Here is a 15,621-nt window from a genome sequence, read left to right on the forward strand (position 1 = left end):
TTCTCCTTCAGGCGTAGAGCTTGTCGAACGTGGTCTGGAAAACGGCTTCGGACAGTTCGGCACCGCCTACTGCGGTGCTCAGCCGGGCCAGCTCGCCGGCGTGGTCGCCCCACGGCTCGTCGCTTGCGAACAGCACCCGGTCGTGCCCGAGGCCCCGGCGGTCGATCTCGGACACGAGCCAGCGCGGGGCGAACCCGATGGCCCAGGAGAGATCGGTGTAGACCTGCTTTCCTGCCGCCACCCAGTCGAAGAACCGGGTGCCGATCAGCTTGATGTGGCCGCTCATCCCGCCGCCGAAGTGCACGAGGTGCACCCGGACGTCGTCGGCGTACCGGTCGACCAGTTGGCCGACCCGGTCGATGTCGGAGGCGGCGCCGGGCGAGGTGTGTACGTGGACGACCAGGTCGTGGGCCCGGGCCGCAGCGAAGATCGGCTCCAGGCCGGGGTCGTCGACGGTCCCGCCGAGCAGGAAACTCACCTTCAGCGCGCGGACGCCGTCCTCGCCGGCCAACCGCAGCGCGGCCGCGGTCCGCTCCCGGTCGCGGTCCTGCGCCGAGACCCAGAGTCCGCAGCGGATCCGGTCGTCGCGCTGGGCCGCCTCGACCACGAGTTCGTTGAAGCCGAACGCGACATCCGGGTCGGGCACGCCGTAGTTCGGCAGGACCAGGGCACGGGCGGTTCCCTCGGCGTCCAGGTCGGCGATCAGCTCGTCGATGGTGGCGCGGGCGGTGGTCGCCGGGCTGACCGGCGGTCCGCCGTAGAACGGGTACGCGGGCAGCACGCCGAGGTGCCGGTGCGCGTCGTTCAGGCTGCTTCTCATGCGGCGGCCCGCTGGGTGAACCAGTCCAGGTCCGGGTACGTCTCGGTCGGCGTGCCGGCGAGCCAGCTGACGCCCTCGGTGATCCGCTCGCGGCGGGCCGCGGCGATTCTCCCGATCAGGTAGCCGGCGTCGCGGGCCACCCCGGCGAACCGTCCGGAGCCCCAGGTGTACTGCCAGGGCAGGCCGATGAAGTAGAGGCCGGGGCAGCTGGTGACGCCGCGGGCGTGGGTCGGGTAGCCGCGGCCGTCGAAGACCGGTACCTCGATCCAGCGGTGGTCGCGGTGGAAGCCGGTGCTCCAGACGACGGCCCTGATGCCCTCGGCGGTCAGGTCGATCGCCGTCGCGCCGTCGGTGGGTTGCCACACCGGGACGTAGCGGTCCTCGGCCGGTGCCGCGATGCCCGCCGCGGTGATGTGGCGGTCGATGGCATCCTTGATGCCCTCGGCGACCGCGTCGGCGCTGTCCAGATTGGCCTTGAGATCGTCGCCGAAGGTCACCGTCGATCCGCGCACGCCGGTCAGCCGTCCGTGCAGCCGCATCCCCTCGGTCGCGAAGGCTCGCAGGTCGATGTCGCGGCCACCGTCCCGGCCGGTCATGTAGTGGTTGGCGCGCAGCCGTACCTCGTCCGCGTCGCCGAATTCGTCGATGCCCCTTGCGTAGTGGCCCATCTCGTCCAGCCAGGCCAGGGTGTCGCGGCCCCGGTACCGGCGGGCCGCGCGTGGGGCACTGCCCACCGCGAGGTGCACGCGCCGTCCGGCCAGGTGCAGATCCTCGGCGATCTGACAGCCGGACTGGCCGGTACCCACCACCAGCACGGCGCCGGCCGGAAGTTGGTCCGGGTTGCGGTACTGCGACGAATGCAGCTGTGTGACGTCGCCGGGCAGCCGCTCGGCGATCCGCGGCACGGCCGGGTTGTGGTACGGCCCGGTCGCGACCACCACCTGGTCCGCGGTGCAGGTCCCAGCCGTCGTGACCAGTTCGAATACCCCATCCGGTGTACGCCGCAGCCGGTTCACCGCGACGCCCTCGACCAGGGGTGGGTCGAAGCTGGCGGCGTACTTCTCCAGGTAGCTCACGACGTCCGCGCCGACCATGAAGCCGTCCGGATCGCTACCCTGGTAACCGAAGCCGGGCAACTGGCACTGCCAGTTCGGGGTCACCAGGCAGAACGAGTCCCACCGGCGGTCGCGCCACTCGTGCCCGACCCGGTCGCGCTCGATGACGACGTGGTCGACACCGTACTGCCGCAGGTACCAACTCATCGACAAGCCGGCCTGCCCGCCGCCGACCACTGCGACCGCCCGGTGTGTGCCGTCGAGCTTCACGCCTCGATCCCTTCCACGGTGACGTCCCCGTCGCCGTGGAAGGCGGCGACCCTCGCGATGTCCGCCATCGACCGGACCGCTCGTTGACAGGGGAAGCCGAATGCCGCCTCGACCCGGTCGCTGGCGGTCGTCAGTGCCGCGCGCCCCCGGGCCACGAAGTCCGCGACCGGCAGTCGCTGCCCGGGTCTGAAGTAGTCCTCGACGATCGTCGAGGGCGAGTAGATCCGTTGCCTCGACCCGTCAGGCCAGCGCACCAACACGTACCGTTCCGGCATGGCGGCACCTCATCCGACCAGGGGAATTGCGCTGTTCGTGAGAGCAGTCAAGGCAGCATCGATTTCGCCGCGGTTTCATCCGGAACAAGCAGGCGTTAGAAGGTCCGCACAACGACCGGGTGTGTCCGGAGCATTTCGGGCCTGCAGCGACTGCGTGAGCCAGCGTTTCGAAACCGCGTCGTCACCCGCAAACGACTGCCGACAAGGTGCACGCGATCTGGCAACAACCGGACCACCGGCTCGACTCGTACCGTGGGTGCGGTTTTCCGTACCTCTGCCGTTGAGGTTGGCCGGCTGAGGTCGATGGTCGACCTCATGGTCCTGGCCGCGCGGGATTCGTAGCGTCGGGGCATGATCTTTTCCTGGTACGTGTCGATTCGAGCCGAAGTGGTTGCCACCCAGGCGGAGCCGCCGGACGGTGATCTGGCCGGTTTCGCGGCTGACCTGGTCGAGCGGCTCGGTGGTCCGGGTGCGGGCCTGGCGGTGGCCCTGGAGAACCTGTTCCCGCCGATTCCCAGCGAGGTGATTCTGCCGCTGGCGGGCTTCGCCGCCAGTCAGGGCAGGATCAGCCTGTTCGCCGCCATCGCCTGGACCACGCTGGGCTCGGTGGTGGGTGCGATGGCGCTGTACCACCTCGGCGCCCTGCTCGGGCGGGACCGGGTCCGGGCGATCGGTGCGAGGCTGCCGCTGGTGAAGCTGGCCGACATCGACCGCACCGAGGCGTGGTTCGCCCGGCACGGCGCGAAGGCGGTCTTCCTCGGGAGGATGATTCCGATCTTCCGCAGCCTGATCTCGATTCCGGCCGGAATCGAGCGGATACCGCTCGCGACCTTCCTGCTCTACACCACGCTGGGCAGCCTGATCTGGAACACCGCGTTCGTGATGGCCGGCTACCTGCTCGGCGACAACTGGCATGCGGTCGAGTCCTACGTCGGCGCGTTCCAGAACCTGGTCATCGTCGCCTGCGCGCTCGTGGTCGCGTACCTTGTCGTCTCCAGGCTGGTGCGCACGCGCCGGAACCGCCGGTCGAACCCGGCTGCCGGTCCCCGGCGGGCATCGTCAGCCGGGCGTGGCACGGTGTACGGAACGCCGCGTCACGCGGAGGACAACCGATCGGGGAGCGGGGCTACCAAACCCGCGCCACCCACGGTGCGCTGAGAGGCAACGGGGCGGACGACGTGGCAGAACACGAGGCGACACCCAGCCGGTCCCGGCTCACGGTCCTCACCAGGTGGGGCCAGCCACTGGCCGGCGTCACGGTCGGCGTGCTGACCGCAGCGGGCGAGGCGCTGGCGCTGCTGCTGTCCGGGGTGGTCGCGGCCGGTGCGTCCGTCGCACCGGTCGCTCGCCGCCGGGTCGTCACGGTGATTTTCGGGTACGCGCGGCAGGTCGCCGAGTGGGAACGGCGCCGCCTCGCGCGGTCGGCCGGCCTGCCCGATCCACCGCCGCTGCGGGTCGGTGGGGCGCGATCACTCGCCTACCTGGCGGCGCGGCTGCTACCCGGCCTGCTCGGCGCGCTGACGCTCGGCCTGCTCGGCGTCGGCATGCTGCTCGCCGCAATCGTGGTGCGCTCGGTGCTGGCCGGCACCCTGTCCGTCCCGCAGCTGCTGCTGCAGGTGCTCATCGGGTCGGCTCTGCTGGTGGTCAACCTGCAGGCGGTCGCCAGCGTCGCCGCCCTCGACCGGCGGTTGGCCCGGAGGCTGCTGGAGGACGGCAGCCGGGAGGCGTTGCAGCGTCGGATCAGCGAGCTGACCGCCAGCCGTGCCGGCGTGCTGGCCGCGGTCGACGCCGAGCGGCAACGCATCGAACGCGACCTGCACGACGGGCTCCAACAACGTCTCGTCGCGCTCGGTATGCAGCTCGGCCGCGCCCGACGCAGCCGCGATCCCGACACCGCGCGGGAGCTTCTGGTCCAGGCACACGAGGACGCCCAACGCGCCATCGAGGAACTGCGCGAGGTGGCCTGGCGGGTCTATCCGTCGGCGCTCGACCACAGTCCTCTCGACGAAGTTCTGGCCCAGGTCGCGCAACGCGCGCCCGTACCCGTCAAGATCAGCTATTCCGTTCCGGTCCGGCCGCCCCGGGCCGTGGAGACCGTGCTCTACTTCGTCGCTCGTGAAGCGATCACCAACGCCGCCAAACATGCCCGAGCTACCGTGATCAGCATCGAGATCAGCGCCCGAGGCGCGGGGGTGGAGATGCTGGTGCGGGACGACGGTGCCGGCGGCGCGGACCCGCAGGGCAGTGGTCTTCAGGGCCTCAACCGTCGGGTCACCGCGCTGGACGGGCGGTTCGAGCTGGCCAGCCCGGCCGGGGGGCCGACCGAGATAAGGGTGGGGCTGCCGTGCGGATAGTTCTTGCCGAAGACTCCACCCTGCTGCGGGAAGGGCTGGTTCGCCTGCTCGCCGAGGAGGGCCACCAGGTGGTGGCGGCCGCTGCGGACGCCGGCCAACTTCGCGCCGCTGTCGAGCGGTACCAGCCCGATGTGGTCGTCACCGACGTGCGGATGCCGCCCACCAACACCGACGACGGCCTGCGCGCGGCGCTGGAGATCCGCCGAACCTGGCCGGGCATCGGGGTACTGGTTCTCTCCCAGTACGTGGAGAAGCGCTACGCGGCCCGACTGCTCGCGGACCGCTCCGAGGGGGTCGGCTACGTCCTGAAGGACCGCGTCGCGCAGGTGGACGACTTTCTCGACGCGCTCGACCGGGTGGCGGCGGGCGCCACCGCGCTGGATCCCGAAGTCGTCCGGCAGCTGATGTCCGCCACCAGCCACGGTGACCCGCTCGGTCGCCTCACGCCGCGCGAACGCGAGGTGCTGCAACACATGGCGCAGGGACACACCAACGCCGGCATCGTTGACCGCCTGCACATCTCCCAGAGCGCGGTCGAGAAGCACGTCAACACCATCTTCGACAAGCTCGACCTGTCGGACGCCACCGGCTACAGCCGTCGAGTGCTGGCGATCCTGCGCTACCTCGGCACCTGACGAAGCAATAGGCCCGTCCGGTGCGCCCACGCCGAGGCGGTGGCCACCCATTCGGCGGTATCAATTGACGAACTTCGATTGAGTCAGGAGACTGCTTGTAGCGCGGCCCTGCGTACGAGGCGTCCGGTCGCCGCTGTGGGAGGACCCGGTGAGGATCGTGCACGGTCGGCCGCTGCTCGCGTTGGCGACCGCCGCCGCCGTCATGGTCGCCGCCGGTGGCCTCGCCACCTCGGCGCACGCCGCCACCGGATGCCGGGTCACCTACACGGTCTCCAGCCAGTGGCCCGGCGGTTTCGGCGCCAACGTCGCCGTCACCAACCTCGGCGACCCGATCAGCGGTTGGCGGCTGACCTGGTCGTTCACCGCCGGGCAGCGGATCACCCAGCTCTGGAACGGGACAGTCAGTCAGGCCGGTGCCCAGGTGACCGTCGCCAACACCACCTGGAACGGCACCCTCGCCACCGGGACGGGCGCGTCGTTCGGGTTCAACGGGTCGTGGAACAACGCCAGCAATCCGGTGCCGACCGACTTCGCGCTCAACGGCACCCCCTGCACCGGCAGCGTCAACCCGACCACCTCACCGACCGATCCGGCCAGCCCCACACCCTCGCCCACGCCAACCCCGACACCCACGCCAACCCCTACCCCGACCCCGAGTACGACGCCGGGCGGCCCGGAGTCGACGATCGTGCCCGACCCGTCGTGGACATGCAGCGTGCCCAATGGCATCGTGTCACCCGTGCGTGGCCGGCTCGTCCTGCGCGTCGCGGCCCGGCTCGGTGCCATCCGCGACGTCGGCGTCACCCAGTACGGCCACCGCCGCCTCCTCGACATCACCGGCGGCACGTTCACCGGGGACCGGGTCAGCGGCACCGTCCTCACCGGCGGCCTCGACCTGGAACTCACCCTCAGCAACGGCTCGATCGAGGTCGAGGAGATCACCGTCCTGCGGGCCGGCGACGGGACCCTGATCTATCTCCGTAGCTGCGGGGTCGCGCCCGCCGGTGACTCGACGGTCCGGATGGTCCCCGACTTCGAGGCCCCGAACTCCAGCCCGCACGCCTGGCTCAACACCGGGACGTTCGTCGGCACCCGGGTGGTGGACACCGCGACGAACACCCTCGAACTCACCGTGTACGACGTCTCCGGCGTGACTCCGGCCGAGCCGCGGATCCAGCTGTCGGATCCCGCCGGCCAGCCCAACCAGCTCTGGAACTGCGCCCCGGGCAGCGGCACGCGCGGCGCCGCCATCTTCACCGAGACCGTCACGCTCGGCGGCAGCCTCTCCGTCGGCGCCAGCAAACGCGGAACCCGCAACATCATCCCCATCACCGGCGGTACCACCAGCGGCCGGGTGACCGGATCGATCCTGGCCGGCGGCGCCGACTACCAGCTGATCGGCTCCACCACCACGCTGGACGCCCGATACACCCTGCTGACCAACGACCGGGAGCTGATCCTGGTCCGCAACTGCGGACCGTTCGGCCGGCTGGTGCCGACCTTCGAGGCCCGCGTCGCCGGCCCGTACGCGTTTCTCAACGCGAACACCTGGCTGAGTTCCGACCCGGGTTCCGCGCCGGGCGGGGTGAGCATCACCTTCTACGAACGCCGCTAGCCGACGGTCAGCGGACCAGCGGCGGCCCGCAGATCAGCGGGCGGTCCCGGTCAGGAACGAGACGACCTCGGCCAGCAGCGGCTCCGCCCCGGGCTCGCCGAGCGGGTCGTGGCCCCCGCCGGCGACCTCCCGGTAACGGGGCAGGTGACCGGCGGTCCGCAACCCGGCCACCAGCCGCCGGGACTGCGCCACCGGAATGATCGGGTCCCGCTCACCGTGCACCACGAACAGCGGGGTACGCAGCCGAGGCGCGAGCCGGATCAGGTCGCGGGCACCGAGCCGGTCCTCGGCCGTGACCAGCCCGCCGAGGCGCTCGATCAGCGAGCGGACCGCGGGCGCCGCCTCGGCGTGCAGGGCCGGGGCGCTGGTGAAGGGTCCCACCGCCACGCAACTCGTCCAGGCGTGCGGATCGGCGGCCACGGCGAGCAGCGCGAGGAAGGCGCCGTAGCTGACGCCGTACAGGCCGGGTCGTTCGCGGCCGGGACCGGCACGCGCCGTGCGTACCGTGCGGGCCACCGCCCGGATGTCGGCCAGGTCCGGCACCCCCCACGCGCCGACGATGGCGCCGCGGTGCGCCGCGCCGTAGCCGGTGCTGCCCCGCTGGTTGAGGGCGATGACGCTCACGCCCACCTCGCCGAGCCGGTGCGGAACCGCCTGGTACCCCAGGTCCCAGGCGGCTTCCGGGCCGCCGTGCAGAGCGATCACCACCCGGCGGGCGGTCCGCCAGTCCGGCCCGTGCACCACCGCCTCGACCGGCCCGGCCGCTCCGGCGAAATTCTCGATCCGGGGCGGCTCGCCGGTGGCCGGCTCGGTGGGCCGCAACGTCCAGCCGGTCGCGTCCGGCTCGACCGTGCCGGTCGCCGCCGCCCGGTCGGGCGCCGAGTAGAGGACCCGCAGTCCCGCCGTACCCCAGGCGGCGAGCCGGACCACCGCGGGCGGTGCGGCGACCGGATGGCTGGTGTCGTGCCGGTCGTCGTGGATCAGCAGCCGGGACCGGGCGCCGGTGGTGACCCGCAGCGCCAGCCATCGGCCGCTGGGGTCGGCGGCGAGGGGCAGCACCTCGCCGCGGATCCCGGCCAGCCCGGCCGGCCACCGGACCCCGGTCGCGGCCGGGTCCAGCCAGCCGAGCCGGATGCCGTCCGGCCCGCGCCCCGCGACGAGCGCCGAGCCGGCGCGGTGGCAGGTGAGCAGCACCCCGATGTCCGGTGTGGACAGCGGTTCGACCGACCCGGCCGCCAGGTCCAGCGTCACCGGCACGCTGCGCCCGCCGGTCACGTGGTTCGCCGCCAGGCGGCGGCCGGGGGCAAGCCAGCCGGCCCCGGCGAGCCGGCCGGGCACCGCCACCACCGGTCGGAGCGGGTGGTCGGCGCCGTCCACCGCGAGCACCGTTGTCTCGCCGCCGTCCGTGGCGATCAACCAGGCGAGGAGGTCGCTGTCGTGGCTGGGCAGCGTCGCCAGCCGGGAGTTGGGCAGCACCGCCACGGTCTCCTCGGTGTCCGGCGTCCCCGGGTTCAGCAGACGGAGGGTGTGCCGGGTTCCGTCCGGACGGGCGACCAGGACCCGGCCATCGCCGACCGGAAGTGGTTGGCAGGCGGCCGTCACCGGACGCCCGGTGCCGAGCCGGCGGACGAGCGGCCGGGTGTCGGACCAGTCCCACTCCTCCACGGCCAGCCCGCCGTCGGAGCCGGACCCGAGACAGGCGGCCCGTACGCCGCGGGCGTCGAAACGGAGATTCAGCCGGGCCTGCTGCGGTGACTCGGCCCGCCGGTCCGGCTCGCTGCTTCGTGACACGGAAGACTCCTTTCGCCGGGTGTCGGGGCCGACGGCATTCGACGCCGCCGGCCCCGCCCTGGTTCGGGCCGCCGACCCCCGCGGTGCTGCGGGGACCGGCGGCCCGCCGCCGCGGCCCGCGATCTCAGATCGAGATCGTGAGGGTGCAGCTGATCCAGGTGCAGGGGTACAGACCGACCTCGGTCTCGGCCTCCACCAGAACCTGCAGAGCGTTCACGTCGAGCTCCATGTTGTTTCACCTCCTCGGTCTCCTCGTCGGGATCACGGTCCGCCCGGAAATCAGCTCCGGGCGGAAGCCATCAGGGCCGGCGCCGCAGCCGGTTCGGCGGGCGCGGCCGGCTCGAACAGGTCGGTGAAGGACCGGGGCAGCCAGGACCGGGTGCCGCCGTGCCGGAGACGGACCAGGAAGGCCAGCACCCCGCCGACGCCGGCGGCGAAGTCGGCGCGGAAGGTGTCCCCGCTCTCGTCGGCGCTGACGAACCGCCCCGCCCGCAGCGCCTGCCGGGCGTGGACGCTGCCGGCCAGCTCCGCGGCCCAACCCCGGCAGTGCGCCAGCCCGGGCAGCCCCGCGAGGTCGAGCAGGAACTCGCCGTCACCGGCGAGGCCGTGACACTGCCCGGGGGCGGCGCAGAAGCGCATCCGGCGGACCGCCCGCGCCGTCGCGGCGACCAGCGCGCCGAGCCGTTCGTCCGGGCGGTGCCGCCAGGCACCGGCCAGGAAGGTGCCGATCCCGGACGACCCGTTGCACAGGTGTGCGGTCATCGGACCAGGCCGCTCACCGCTCGGCCAGTAGGCCGCCCCCCGGTCGTCGAGAGCGGTCGCGGCCAGGGTGCCGGCCGCGGCACTCGCCAGGTCGAGGTAGGCCCGGGAGTCGGTGGCCCGGCCGAGCGCCAGCAGGAACGTGCCCACGCCGGCCACCCCGTGGGCGAAGCCGAGGCCGCGCGTACCGGCCAGCGCCGAGGCGAAGTCGGGTGGGACGGGCCAGCGCACCTGGCCCCCGTGCCGTTCGGCGGCCGCGACCAGCGCGTCACCGGTCGCCGCGGCCCGGCGCAGGAAGTCCGGGTCGGCGGTGGCCTCCCAGCAGCGCAGGTGGGTGAGCCCAGCCCCGGCCAGCCCGTGGTAGACGTCCGGATTCGGCCAGCTCAGCGGGAGCCGCCGGGCCAGGTCGGCGGCGTCGGCGGCAAGCTGCGGGTCGCCGAGTACGCCGGCCGCGTCAAGCATCGCCCAGGCCGTGCCGGCCCGGCCCAGGTACAGGCCGGGCAGGATGCGCGGTTCCCGGGCGACCCGGGCGCGCAACCACCCGGCGGTCTCCGCGACCAGTTCCCGGGCCGCCGGGTCGGCACCCGCCCCGGCCGCGCGGGTCAGCGCACCGAGCACCCCGGCGGCGCCGTGCTGCACGTTGTACGGGTCGGTGTGCGGGTCCCGGGGGTGCGCGGGCCAGCGCCGGTCGGCCGCCCCGACCTGCCGTTGTGCGGCCAGGAACCCGATCGAGTCGCTGATCATCCGGTCCCATCGGGCGTCAGCGGCACCGGCCGCAGCCAACGTCGGGGTGGCAGCCTCGGTCGCCGCACCGGTCCGGGTAGTGGCCGGGGCGGGCCGGGCAACGGCCCGCAGCACGGCCCGGAGCCGCTCCGGGCCGGGCCGGGCCGCCGGGTCGTCGGCGAGCAGGGCGAGGATCACCGGTGCCAGGTGCCGGGCGGCGGCGTTGCCGGTCCCCATCGTGGCCAGCCACGCGTCTAGGCGATCCAGGTCCGGCCGGGCCGGCGGCTCGTCCGGTGGCAGCACCGGATCCGCCCCGCTGACCAGATGGAAGAGCGTCGCGCCGAGGCTGAACAGGTCGGCGGCGGGCTCCGGCGGCGGGCCGACGAAGGCACCACGCGTCAGCTCCGGCGCCCCGTACCCGGGCGTGTAGGTCCGCACCACCGGGTCGCCGCTGCCGGCCAGGGCCTCCAGGTCGATCAGGCGCAGCTCGCCGTCGTCGGTGATCATCACGTTGTTCGGGTTGAGATCCCGCAGCACCAGTCCCTCGCCGTGCACCATCTCGACCAGGCCGACCAGGTCGCCGGCGACGCGCACCGCCGTCGCCGGGTCCGGGCCCCACCGGTCGGCGTCGGCCGGCACGGTCCGGTCGGCGACCCAGCGCCGCAGCGTGGTGCCGGGCACCGCCTCCTGGACCAGGAACACGTCCTGCTGCTGGGTGAAGAGCTCCACCAGCCGGGGAACCCGCGCGTCGCCGTCGAACCGCTGCAGCATCCGGGCCTCGTGCCGACGGGCGTCGCGGACGTCCCGACCGGTGATGTCGGCGCCGGCGTGCGGGCGACCCTGCTTGACGATGACGGTGGTCCCGGTGCGCCTGTCGATCGCGCGGTAGACGCCACCGGTGTACGCGTGCCGGATCACCTCGCGTACCTCGTAGCGGTCGTTGAGCAGCACCGGCCGGGCGGCGGTCGGCGTGCCGTACGACGGCGGTCGGGCCGGTCGCCCGGTGAACGGGTCGGTCGGGGCCCACGGCGGCGGGGTGAACCACGGCCGGCGCTGGTCGGTCGCGGCCGTACCGTCGGGGGCGGTCAGCATGACCTCGTAGACCCCGTCGTTGCCCAGCGCGGGAACGCCCCGGAACGCGCCGAACCGGTAGTGCACCAGGCTGCCCGGTCGCAGCGGCCGGTCGGAGAGGATTCCCGGACCCGGCAGGCCGGCGGTCACCCGGTGCAGCTCCTCGGCGAGGGCGCGGATCTCGTCGTCGCCGCCGTCCGGGTACGCGGTGATGAACTTGCCGCCGCCGCTGCGCTCGAAGTGCCGGGAGACCAGCTCCGCCGCGCGGTGCAGGGTCCCGGCGAACTTGAACGGCACCCGGTGGCGGGCCAGGACGGTGGCGGCGCGGGAGAGGACCAGCGGCGCGGAGAGCGGGGTGGCCGACAGGTGCAGCTTCCAGCCCTGGACCCGGTGCCGCCGGCCGTCCGGCTCGACGTGGCACCAGAAGGCGGTCGGTGTGACCGTCCAGTCGTCGCCGCCGTACCGGGCCACGATGGGGCGGACCAGGTCGATCAGCAGCGCCTCGTCGTTGCTTGTCGTCGCTTCGGCGTGCACGGCGTGACCTCCCGGGGTCAACTGGGTCGACGGGCTGGACGGGACGAGCGGCGGGGTGCCGGTCAGGGCTGGTACGCGGGGCGACGGTCGATGCGGGCGCGGTCGTCGTCGGTGCCGAAGTGGTGGTCGAGCTTGCGCAGCGCCTCGGCCCACTGCCGCATGGTGCGGGCCGGTTCCAGCGCGGCCACCACCACCGGGTCGCTCCACCGCTGCACGGCCCGCCGCCACACCTGCTCGGGCGGGTCGGTCAGCAGGTTGCCGACGATGCCCTCGTAGATGGCCATGGCCCGAACGCCGCCGTCCGGCTCCACCTGCATCAGCGGCAGTGCCCGTCCCTGGGCCACCGCGTCCGGGTGGACGGCGAGGATTCGGTTGTCGACGGCCAGCACCTGGGTGCCGGCCGGCGCGAGCGAGCGCAGGTGACGCAGGTAACCGGGATCGGTCAGCAGGTCGCACTGCGCGTCGTCGAGGAGTTCGTGCTCGACGAAGCCCGGCCGGCTGGCCAGCCCGGACGGCACCGCCGCGCCGAAGGAGACCGAGTGCAGCCGGGGGAACCTCGGCAGCACCTCCCGGCAGAACAGTTCCACCTCGCTGAGGTTGCCGCGGGTGACGACGTAGTCGATGCCGAATTCCAACCCGCTGCGCCCCGCGGCGTGGCGCCGGGCCGCCGCGGCGTCGAGCAGCCCGAGCGCGGCCATCGCCCGGTCGTACGCGCCGGCCCGGCCCCGGATCCGGTCGTTGACCGCGGCCGTCGCCCCGTCGACGCTGACGTGGACGATGTCGAGTGCCCGCTCCATCATCTCCACCTGCGCCGGGGTGAGCCGCCAGCCACTGGTGTAGAGGCCGATCCTGGCGCCGGTGCGCCGCAGTCGCTCGGCGACCTCGGCGAGTCCCGGGATCAACAGCGGTTCGCCGCCGGCGAAGGCGACGGCCATCGGGCGCAGCTCGGCGATGGCGTCGGCCACCCGCAGCAGGTCGGCGTGGCCGAGTTGGCGGGCAGGTCGCCGACCGGACTCGGAATAGCAGTGCACGCAGCGCAGCGGGCAGGCATAGGTGATGTCCCAGACGACAAGCGCCGCGGTGGCGGGTGGCTCGGGCATGGTGGCCCTCCCGGGTGGCTCGGCGCCGGGGCCTGCTGCCCCGGTTGCTGATCAACGTGGACTGTGCCGGTCTCCCGGGCACGTCCTCAGCCTGCTGCCGAGTGGTGCCCGGCCGGCAGGGACAGCGGCCCGCACCGCCCGGGACGATCGCCCGACGCGCCGGGACACCGTCCCGACGGCGTCGAGCCAGCGGCACGGCCGACGGCGTCGAGCCAGCGGCACGGCCGACGGCGTCGAGCCAGCGGCACGGCCGACGGCGTCGAGCCAGCGGCACGGCCGACGGCGTCGAGCCGGCGGCATGGCCGACGGCGTCAGACCAGCGGCAGGGTGGCCACGAGCCGGGTGCCTGGGTGCCGTGGTTCGATCTCGAACGTCCCGCCGAGCTCCTGGCTGCGCTGCGCCATCGATTCCAGCCCGACCCCGTCGGCGCGCGGTCCGGCGATCCCGGTCCCGTCGTCGTCGATGGTGAGCCGCAACCGGCCGGCGTCGCGTACCACGGTGACCCGGGCCCGGGTGGCGGCCGCGTGTTTGACCACGTTTGTCAGTGCCTCGTCGGTGATCCGGTACACGGCCACCTCGACCGCCGCCGGCAGTTCGCCCAGCCCGTCCGGGCCGTCGGGCAGGTCGAGGGTGATCGTCACCGGTGCGGTCTCCCGACGGTGGACCGCGGCCCGCAGCGCCGCCGCCAGACCGCGGTCCAGCGCGGGTGGCCGCAGATCGTCGATGACCCGGCGGATCTCGGCCACCGCGTCGCCGAGGTCGCCGTCGAGCTGGTCGAGCAGTTCCCGGCGGCGCGCCTCGTCGCACCGGCGGGCGGCGTGCACGAGCATCCGGGCGCCGGCCAGGTTGGATCCGATGCCGTCGTGCAGGTCGCGCCGCAGCCGGCGCAGCTCCTCCTCGCGGGCCCGGACCAGGCGCTCCCGGGCGGTCTGCAGGTCGCGGGTGAGCTCCACGGAGGCGGCCGAGGGGCCGAGCTGCTCGGCGACGTCGGCGAGCAGGGTCCGTTCCCGGCGCGACCACGGCTCGTCCGGCCCCCGCTGCTGCACCAGCAGCCCGCCGATCCGGCGGCCCTGGTAGGTGAGCGGCAGGGTCTGCACCGGCCACCGGCGCCGCTCGCCGTGGGTGGCCGCGGGTTGTGGATCGTGGCCGAGGTGCACGGCGACGTACGGCAGCTTGAGGCCGGTGCCGATCGCGGCGACCGCGCTGGCCAGGATCCGTTCCGCGGTGGGCGCCAGCCCGATCTGGCGGCCGAGCGCCACCATCAGGTCGTACGGTCGGGCGCCCTGGCCGTAGAGAGCGCGGGCGACCAGGTTCTGGATGCCCTGACGCAGCGGGAGCAGGGCCATCACGGTCACCGCGGCGGCCACCGGCGCCGCCGCCTCGGGCACCACCCGGGTCGCCACGGTGACGGCGGCGGCGTAGCCGGCGGTGACCACCACGGTCAGTGCGCCGTAGCTGAGTGAGCGGTGCACCAGCAGGTCGATGTCATAGAGCCCGTAGCGCAGCACCCCGACGGTGGTGGCCAGCGGGATGGCGAGCGCGCCGACCAGCCAGACGGCCGGGACGTCGAATCCGGTGTCCAGCACCAACGCCACGGCGAGCAGGGCGGCGTTGGCCACGGCCCAGCCCAGCGGTCCGCGCCGCGCCGGCTCGGCGCGGCGCAGCCGGACCGCGAGCGAGCAGATCGCGAGCAGTGCCCCGCCGAGCAGAACGACGGTGGCGAGCAGGAAGACGACGACGTCCCAGCCCGGGGTGAGCTGGCTGTCCGGCTCGACGAGCAGGCCGCGCGGCTCCCGCGCGGCGACCGAGCCGAGGGCGACCAGCCCGGCGCCGGTCGCCACGACCAGCGCGGTGGTGACCCAGCGCCAGCCCCGACCGGCCGGGTGGCCGTCCGGGAAGAGCAGAGCTACCACGATGAGCAGGCCGTAACCCGGCCACCAGAGGATGTCGCGCAGCCAGACGAAGATCACGTCGGCCAGCAGTCCGGCGCCGACCGCGCCGGCGGCGAGCGCGCCGACCGTCAGGATCAGCCAGCCGCACGGGTTGCGCGGGGCGTACGCCGCGATCCGCGCGCCGAGCGGGGCGCAGATCGCGGCGAGCAGCCAGTCCCGGGTCTCCGCCGGTACCCCGGCCGGACCCGGGCCGAGTTCGACGAGCAGGGCGCCGGCGAGCACCGCCAACGCGGCGCCCGCCACCCACCACGGCAGTCGCGCACTGCTCAGTGGAAGTCCCCGAGCATCTTGTGCAGGAGATTGTGGTAGGCCGAGCCGCTGGACGGATCGGTGTCGTGCTCCGGATCATGCCGCGGCCGGACGGCGGTCGCGCCGCCGTCCTGGCTGGACAGCGACATCTCGCCGCTGGACAGCGACGTCTCGCCGCTGGACAGCGACATCTCGCCCCAGGGCAGCGAACCGAGGTTCTCGGTGACCAGTTGCTCCAGGGTCCCCAGTGGGATCGTCGCCGTGGGGATGACCGGATGCGGGTGCGGGAAGTTGCCGGTGCCCTGCTGCGCGGACAGGATGAAGCTGTCCACCCAGGCCTGCACCTCGGGCGGCGCGTCGAGGATGGCGACGCGCGCCCCGGACACGGGGTGCTGTCGTTCTGTTGACATGGTCAGTG

13 protein-coding genes are annotated in these 15,621 nt (G+C 73.5%); 4 read left to right on the forward strand and 9 right to left on the reverse strand.

Annotated elements, in window-relative coordinates; all coding sequences use genetic code 11:
* Positions 1–7: 7 nt before the first annotated feature.
* From O7627_RS12075 to O7627_RS12085, 3 genes are read right to left on the reverse strand one after another with little or no spacing between them, the layout of a single operon-like run.
* Positions 8–820, reverse strand: a complete 813-nt coding sequence (locus O7627_RS12075) for an amidohydrolase family protein (protein ID WP_278093590.1) — start codon at positions 818–820, stop codon at positions 8–10.
* Positions 817–2,145: an MSMEG_0569 family flavin-dependent oxidoreductase gene (locus O7627_RS12080; RefSeq protein ID WP_278093591.1), complete on the reverse strand. Its 1,329-nt coding sequence runs from the start codon at positions 2,143–2,145 to the stop codon at positions 817–819. Before O7627_RS12080 ends, O7627_RS12075 begins: the two co-directional genes overlap by 4 nt.
* Positions 2,142–2,420, reverse strand: a complete 279-nt coding sequence (locus O7627_RS12085) for an MSMEG_0570 family nitrogen starvation response protein (protein ID WP_278093592.1) — start codon at positions 2,418–2,420, stop codon at positions 2,142–2,144. Before O7627_RS12085 ends, O7627_RS12080 begins: the two co-directional genes overlap by 4 nt.
* Positions 2,421–2,771: 351 nt before the next feature.
* Here O7627_RS12085 and O7627_RS12090 point away from each other — a divergent pair, with 351 nt between their 5' ends.
* The 4 genes from O7627_RS12090 (at position 2,772) to O7627_RS12105 (ending at position 7,024) form a co-directional block, all read left to right on the forward strand.
* Entirely contained in the window at positions 2,772–3,578 is an 807-nt protein-coding gene (locus O7627_RS12090) for a DedA family protein (RefSeq protein WP_278093593.1), read from the forward strand.
* A gap of 20 nt (positions 3,579–3,598) precedes the next feature.
* On the forward strand, positions 3,599–4,774 hold the full coding sequence (locus O7627_RS12095) for a histidine kinase (RefSeq protein ID WP_278093594.1): 1,176 nt from the start codon (positions 3,599–3,601) through the stop codon (positions 4,772–4,774).
* Positions 4,765–5,409, forward strand: a complete 645-nt coding sequence (locus O7627_RS12100) for a response regulator transcription factor (RefSeq protein ID WP_278093595.1) — start codon at positions 4,765–4,767, stop codon at positions 5,407–5,409. The genes O7627_RS12095 and O7627_RS12100 overlap by 10 nt, the downstream gene beginning before the upstream one ends.
* 148 nt (positions 5,410–5,557) lie before the next feature.
* Positions 5,558–7,024, forward strand: a complete 1,467-nt coding sequence (locus O7627_RS12105) for a DUF3237 family protein (protein ID WP_278093596.1) — start codon at positions 5,558–5,560, stop codon at positions 7,022–7,024.
* A 33-nt stretch (positions 7,025–7,057) separates the two neighbouring features.
* Here the strand turns inward: O7627_RS12105 and O7627_RS12110 are convergent, their stop codons facing one another.
* The 6 genes from O7627_RS12110 to O7627_RS12135 form a co-directional block, all read right to left on the reverse strand.
* A complete protein-coding gene (locus tag O7627_RS12110; RefSeq protein ID WP_278093597.1) occupies positions 7,058–8,815 on the reverse strand; it encodes a prolyl oligopeptidase family serine peptidase in 1,758 nt (585 codons plus the stop codon).
* Between the two features lie 124 nt (positions 8,816–8,939).
* Complete coding sequence (locus O7627_RS12115) at positions 8,940–9,044, reverse strand: ALQxL family class IV lanthipeptide (protein ID WP_278093598.1); 105 nt, start codon at positions 9,042–9,044, stop codon at positions 8,940–8,942.
* Positions 9,045–9,094: 50 nt separating this feature from the next.
* Entirely contained in the window at positions 9,095–11,902 is a 2,808-nt protein-coding gene (gene lanL, locus O7627_RS12120; RefSeq protein ID WP_278093599.1) for a class IV lanthionine synthetase LanL, read from the reverse strand.
* A gap of 62 nt (positions 11,903–11,964) precedes the next feature.
* Positions 11,965–13,002 (reverse strand): radical SAM protein, encoded by a 1,038-nt coding sequence (locus O7627_RS12125; protein ID WP_278093600.1) that lies wholly within the window; start codon positions 13,000–13,002, stop codon positions 11,965–11,967.
* A 311-nt stretch (positions 13,003–13,313) separates the two neighbouring features.
* Positions 13,314–15,197 (reverse strand): GAF domain-containing sensor histidine kinase, encoded by a 1,884-nt coding sequence (locus tag O7627_RS12130; RefSeq protein WP_278093601.1) that lies wholly within the window; start codon positions 15,195–15,197, stop codon positions 13,314–13,316.
* A 23-nt stretch (positions 15,198–15,220) separates the two neighbouring features.
* Positions 15,221–15,613 carry a hypothetical protein gene (locus tag O7627_RS12135; protein ID WP_278093602.1) on the reverse strand — a complete coding sequence of 131 codons (393 nt, stop codon included), beginning with the start codon at positions 15,611–15,613 and terminating at the stop codon, positions 15,221–15,223.
* Positions 15,614–15,621: the final 8 nt, after the last annotated feature.

It is taken from the genome of Solwaraspora sp. WMMD1047 (assembly GCF_029626155.1).
Lineage (GTDB): Bacteria > Actinomycetota > Actinomycetes > Mycobacteriales > Micromonosporaceae > WMMD1047.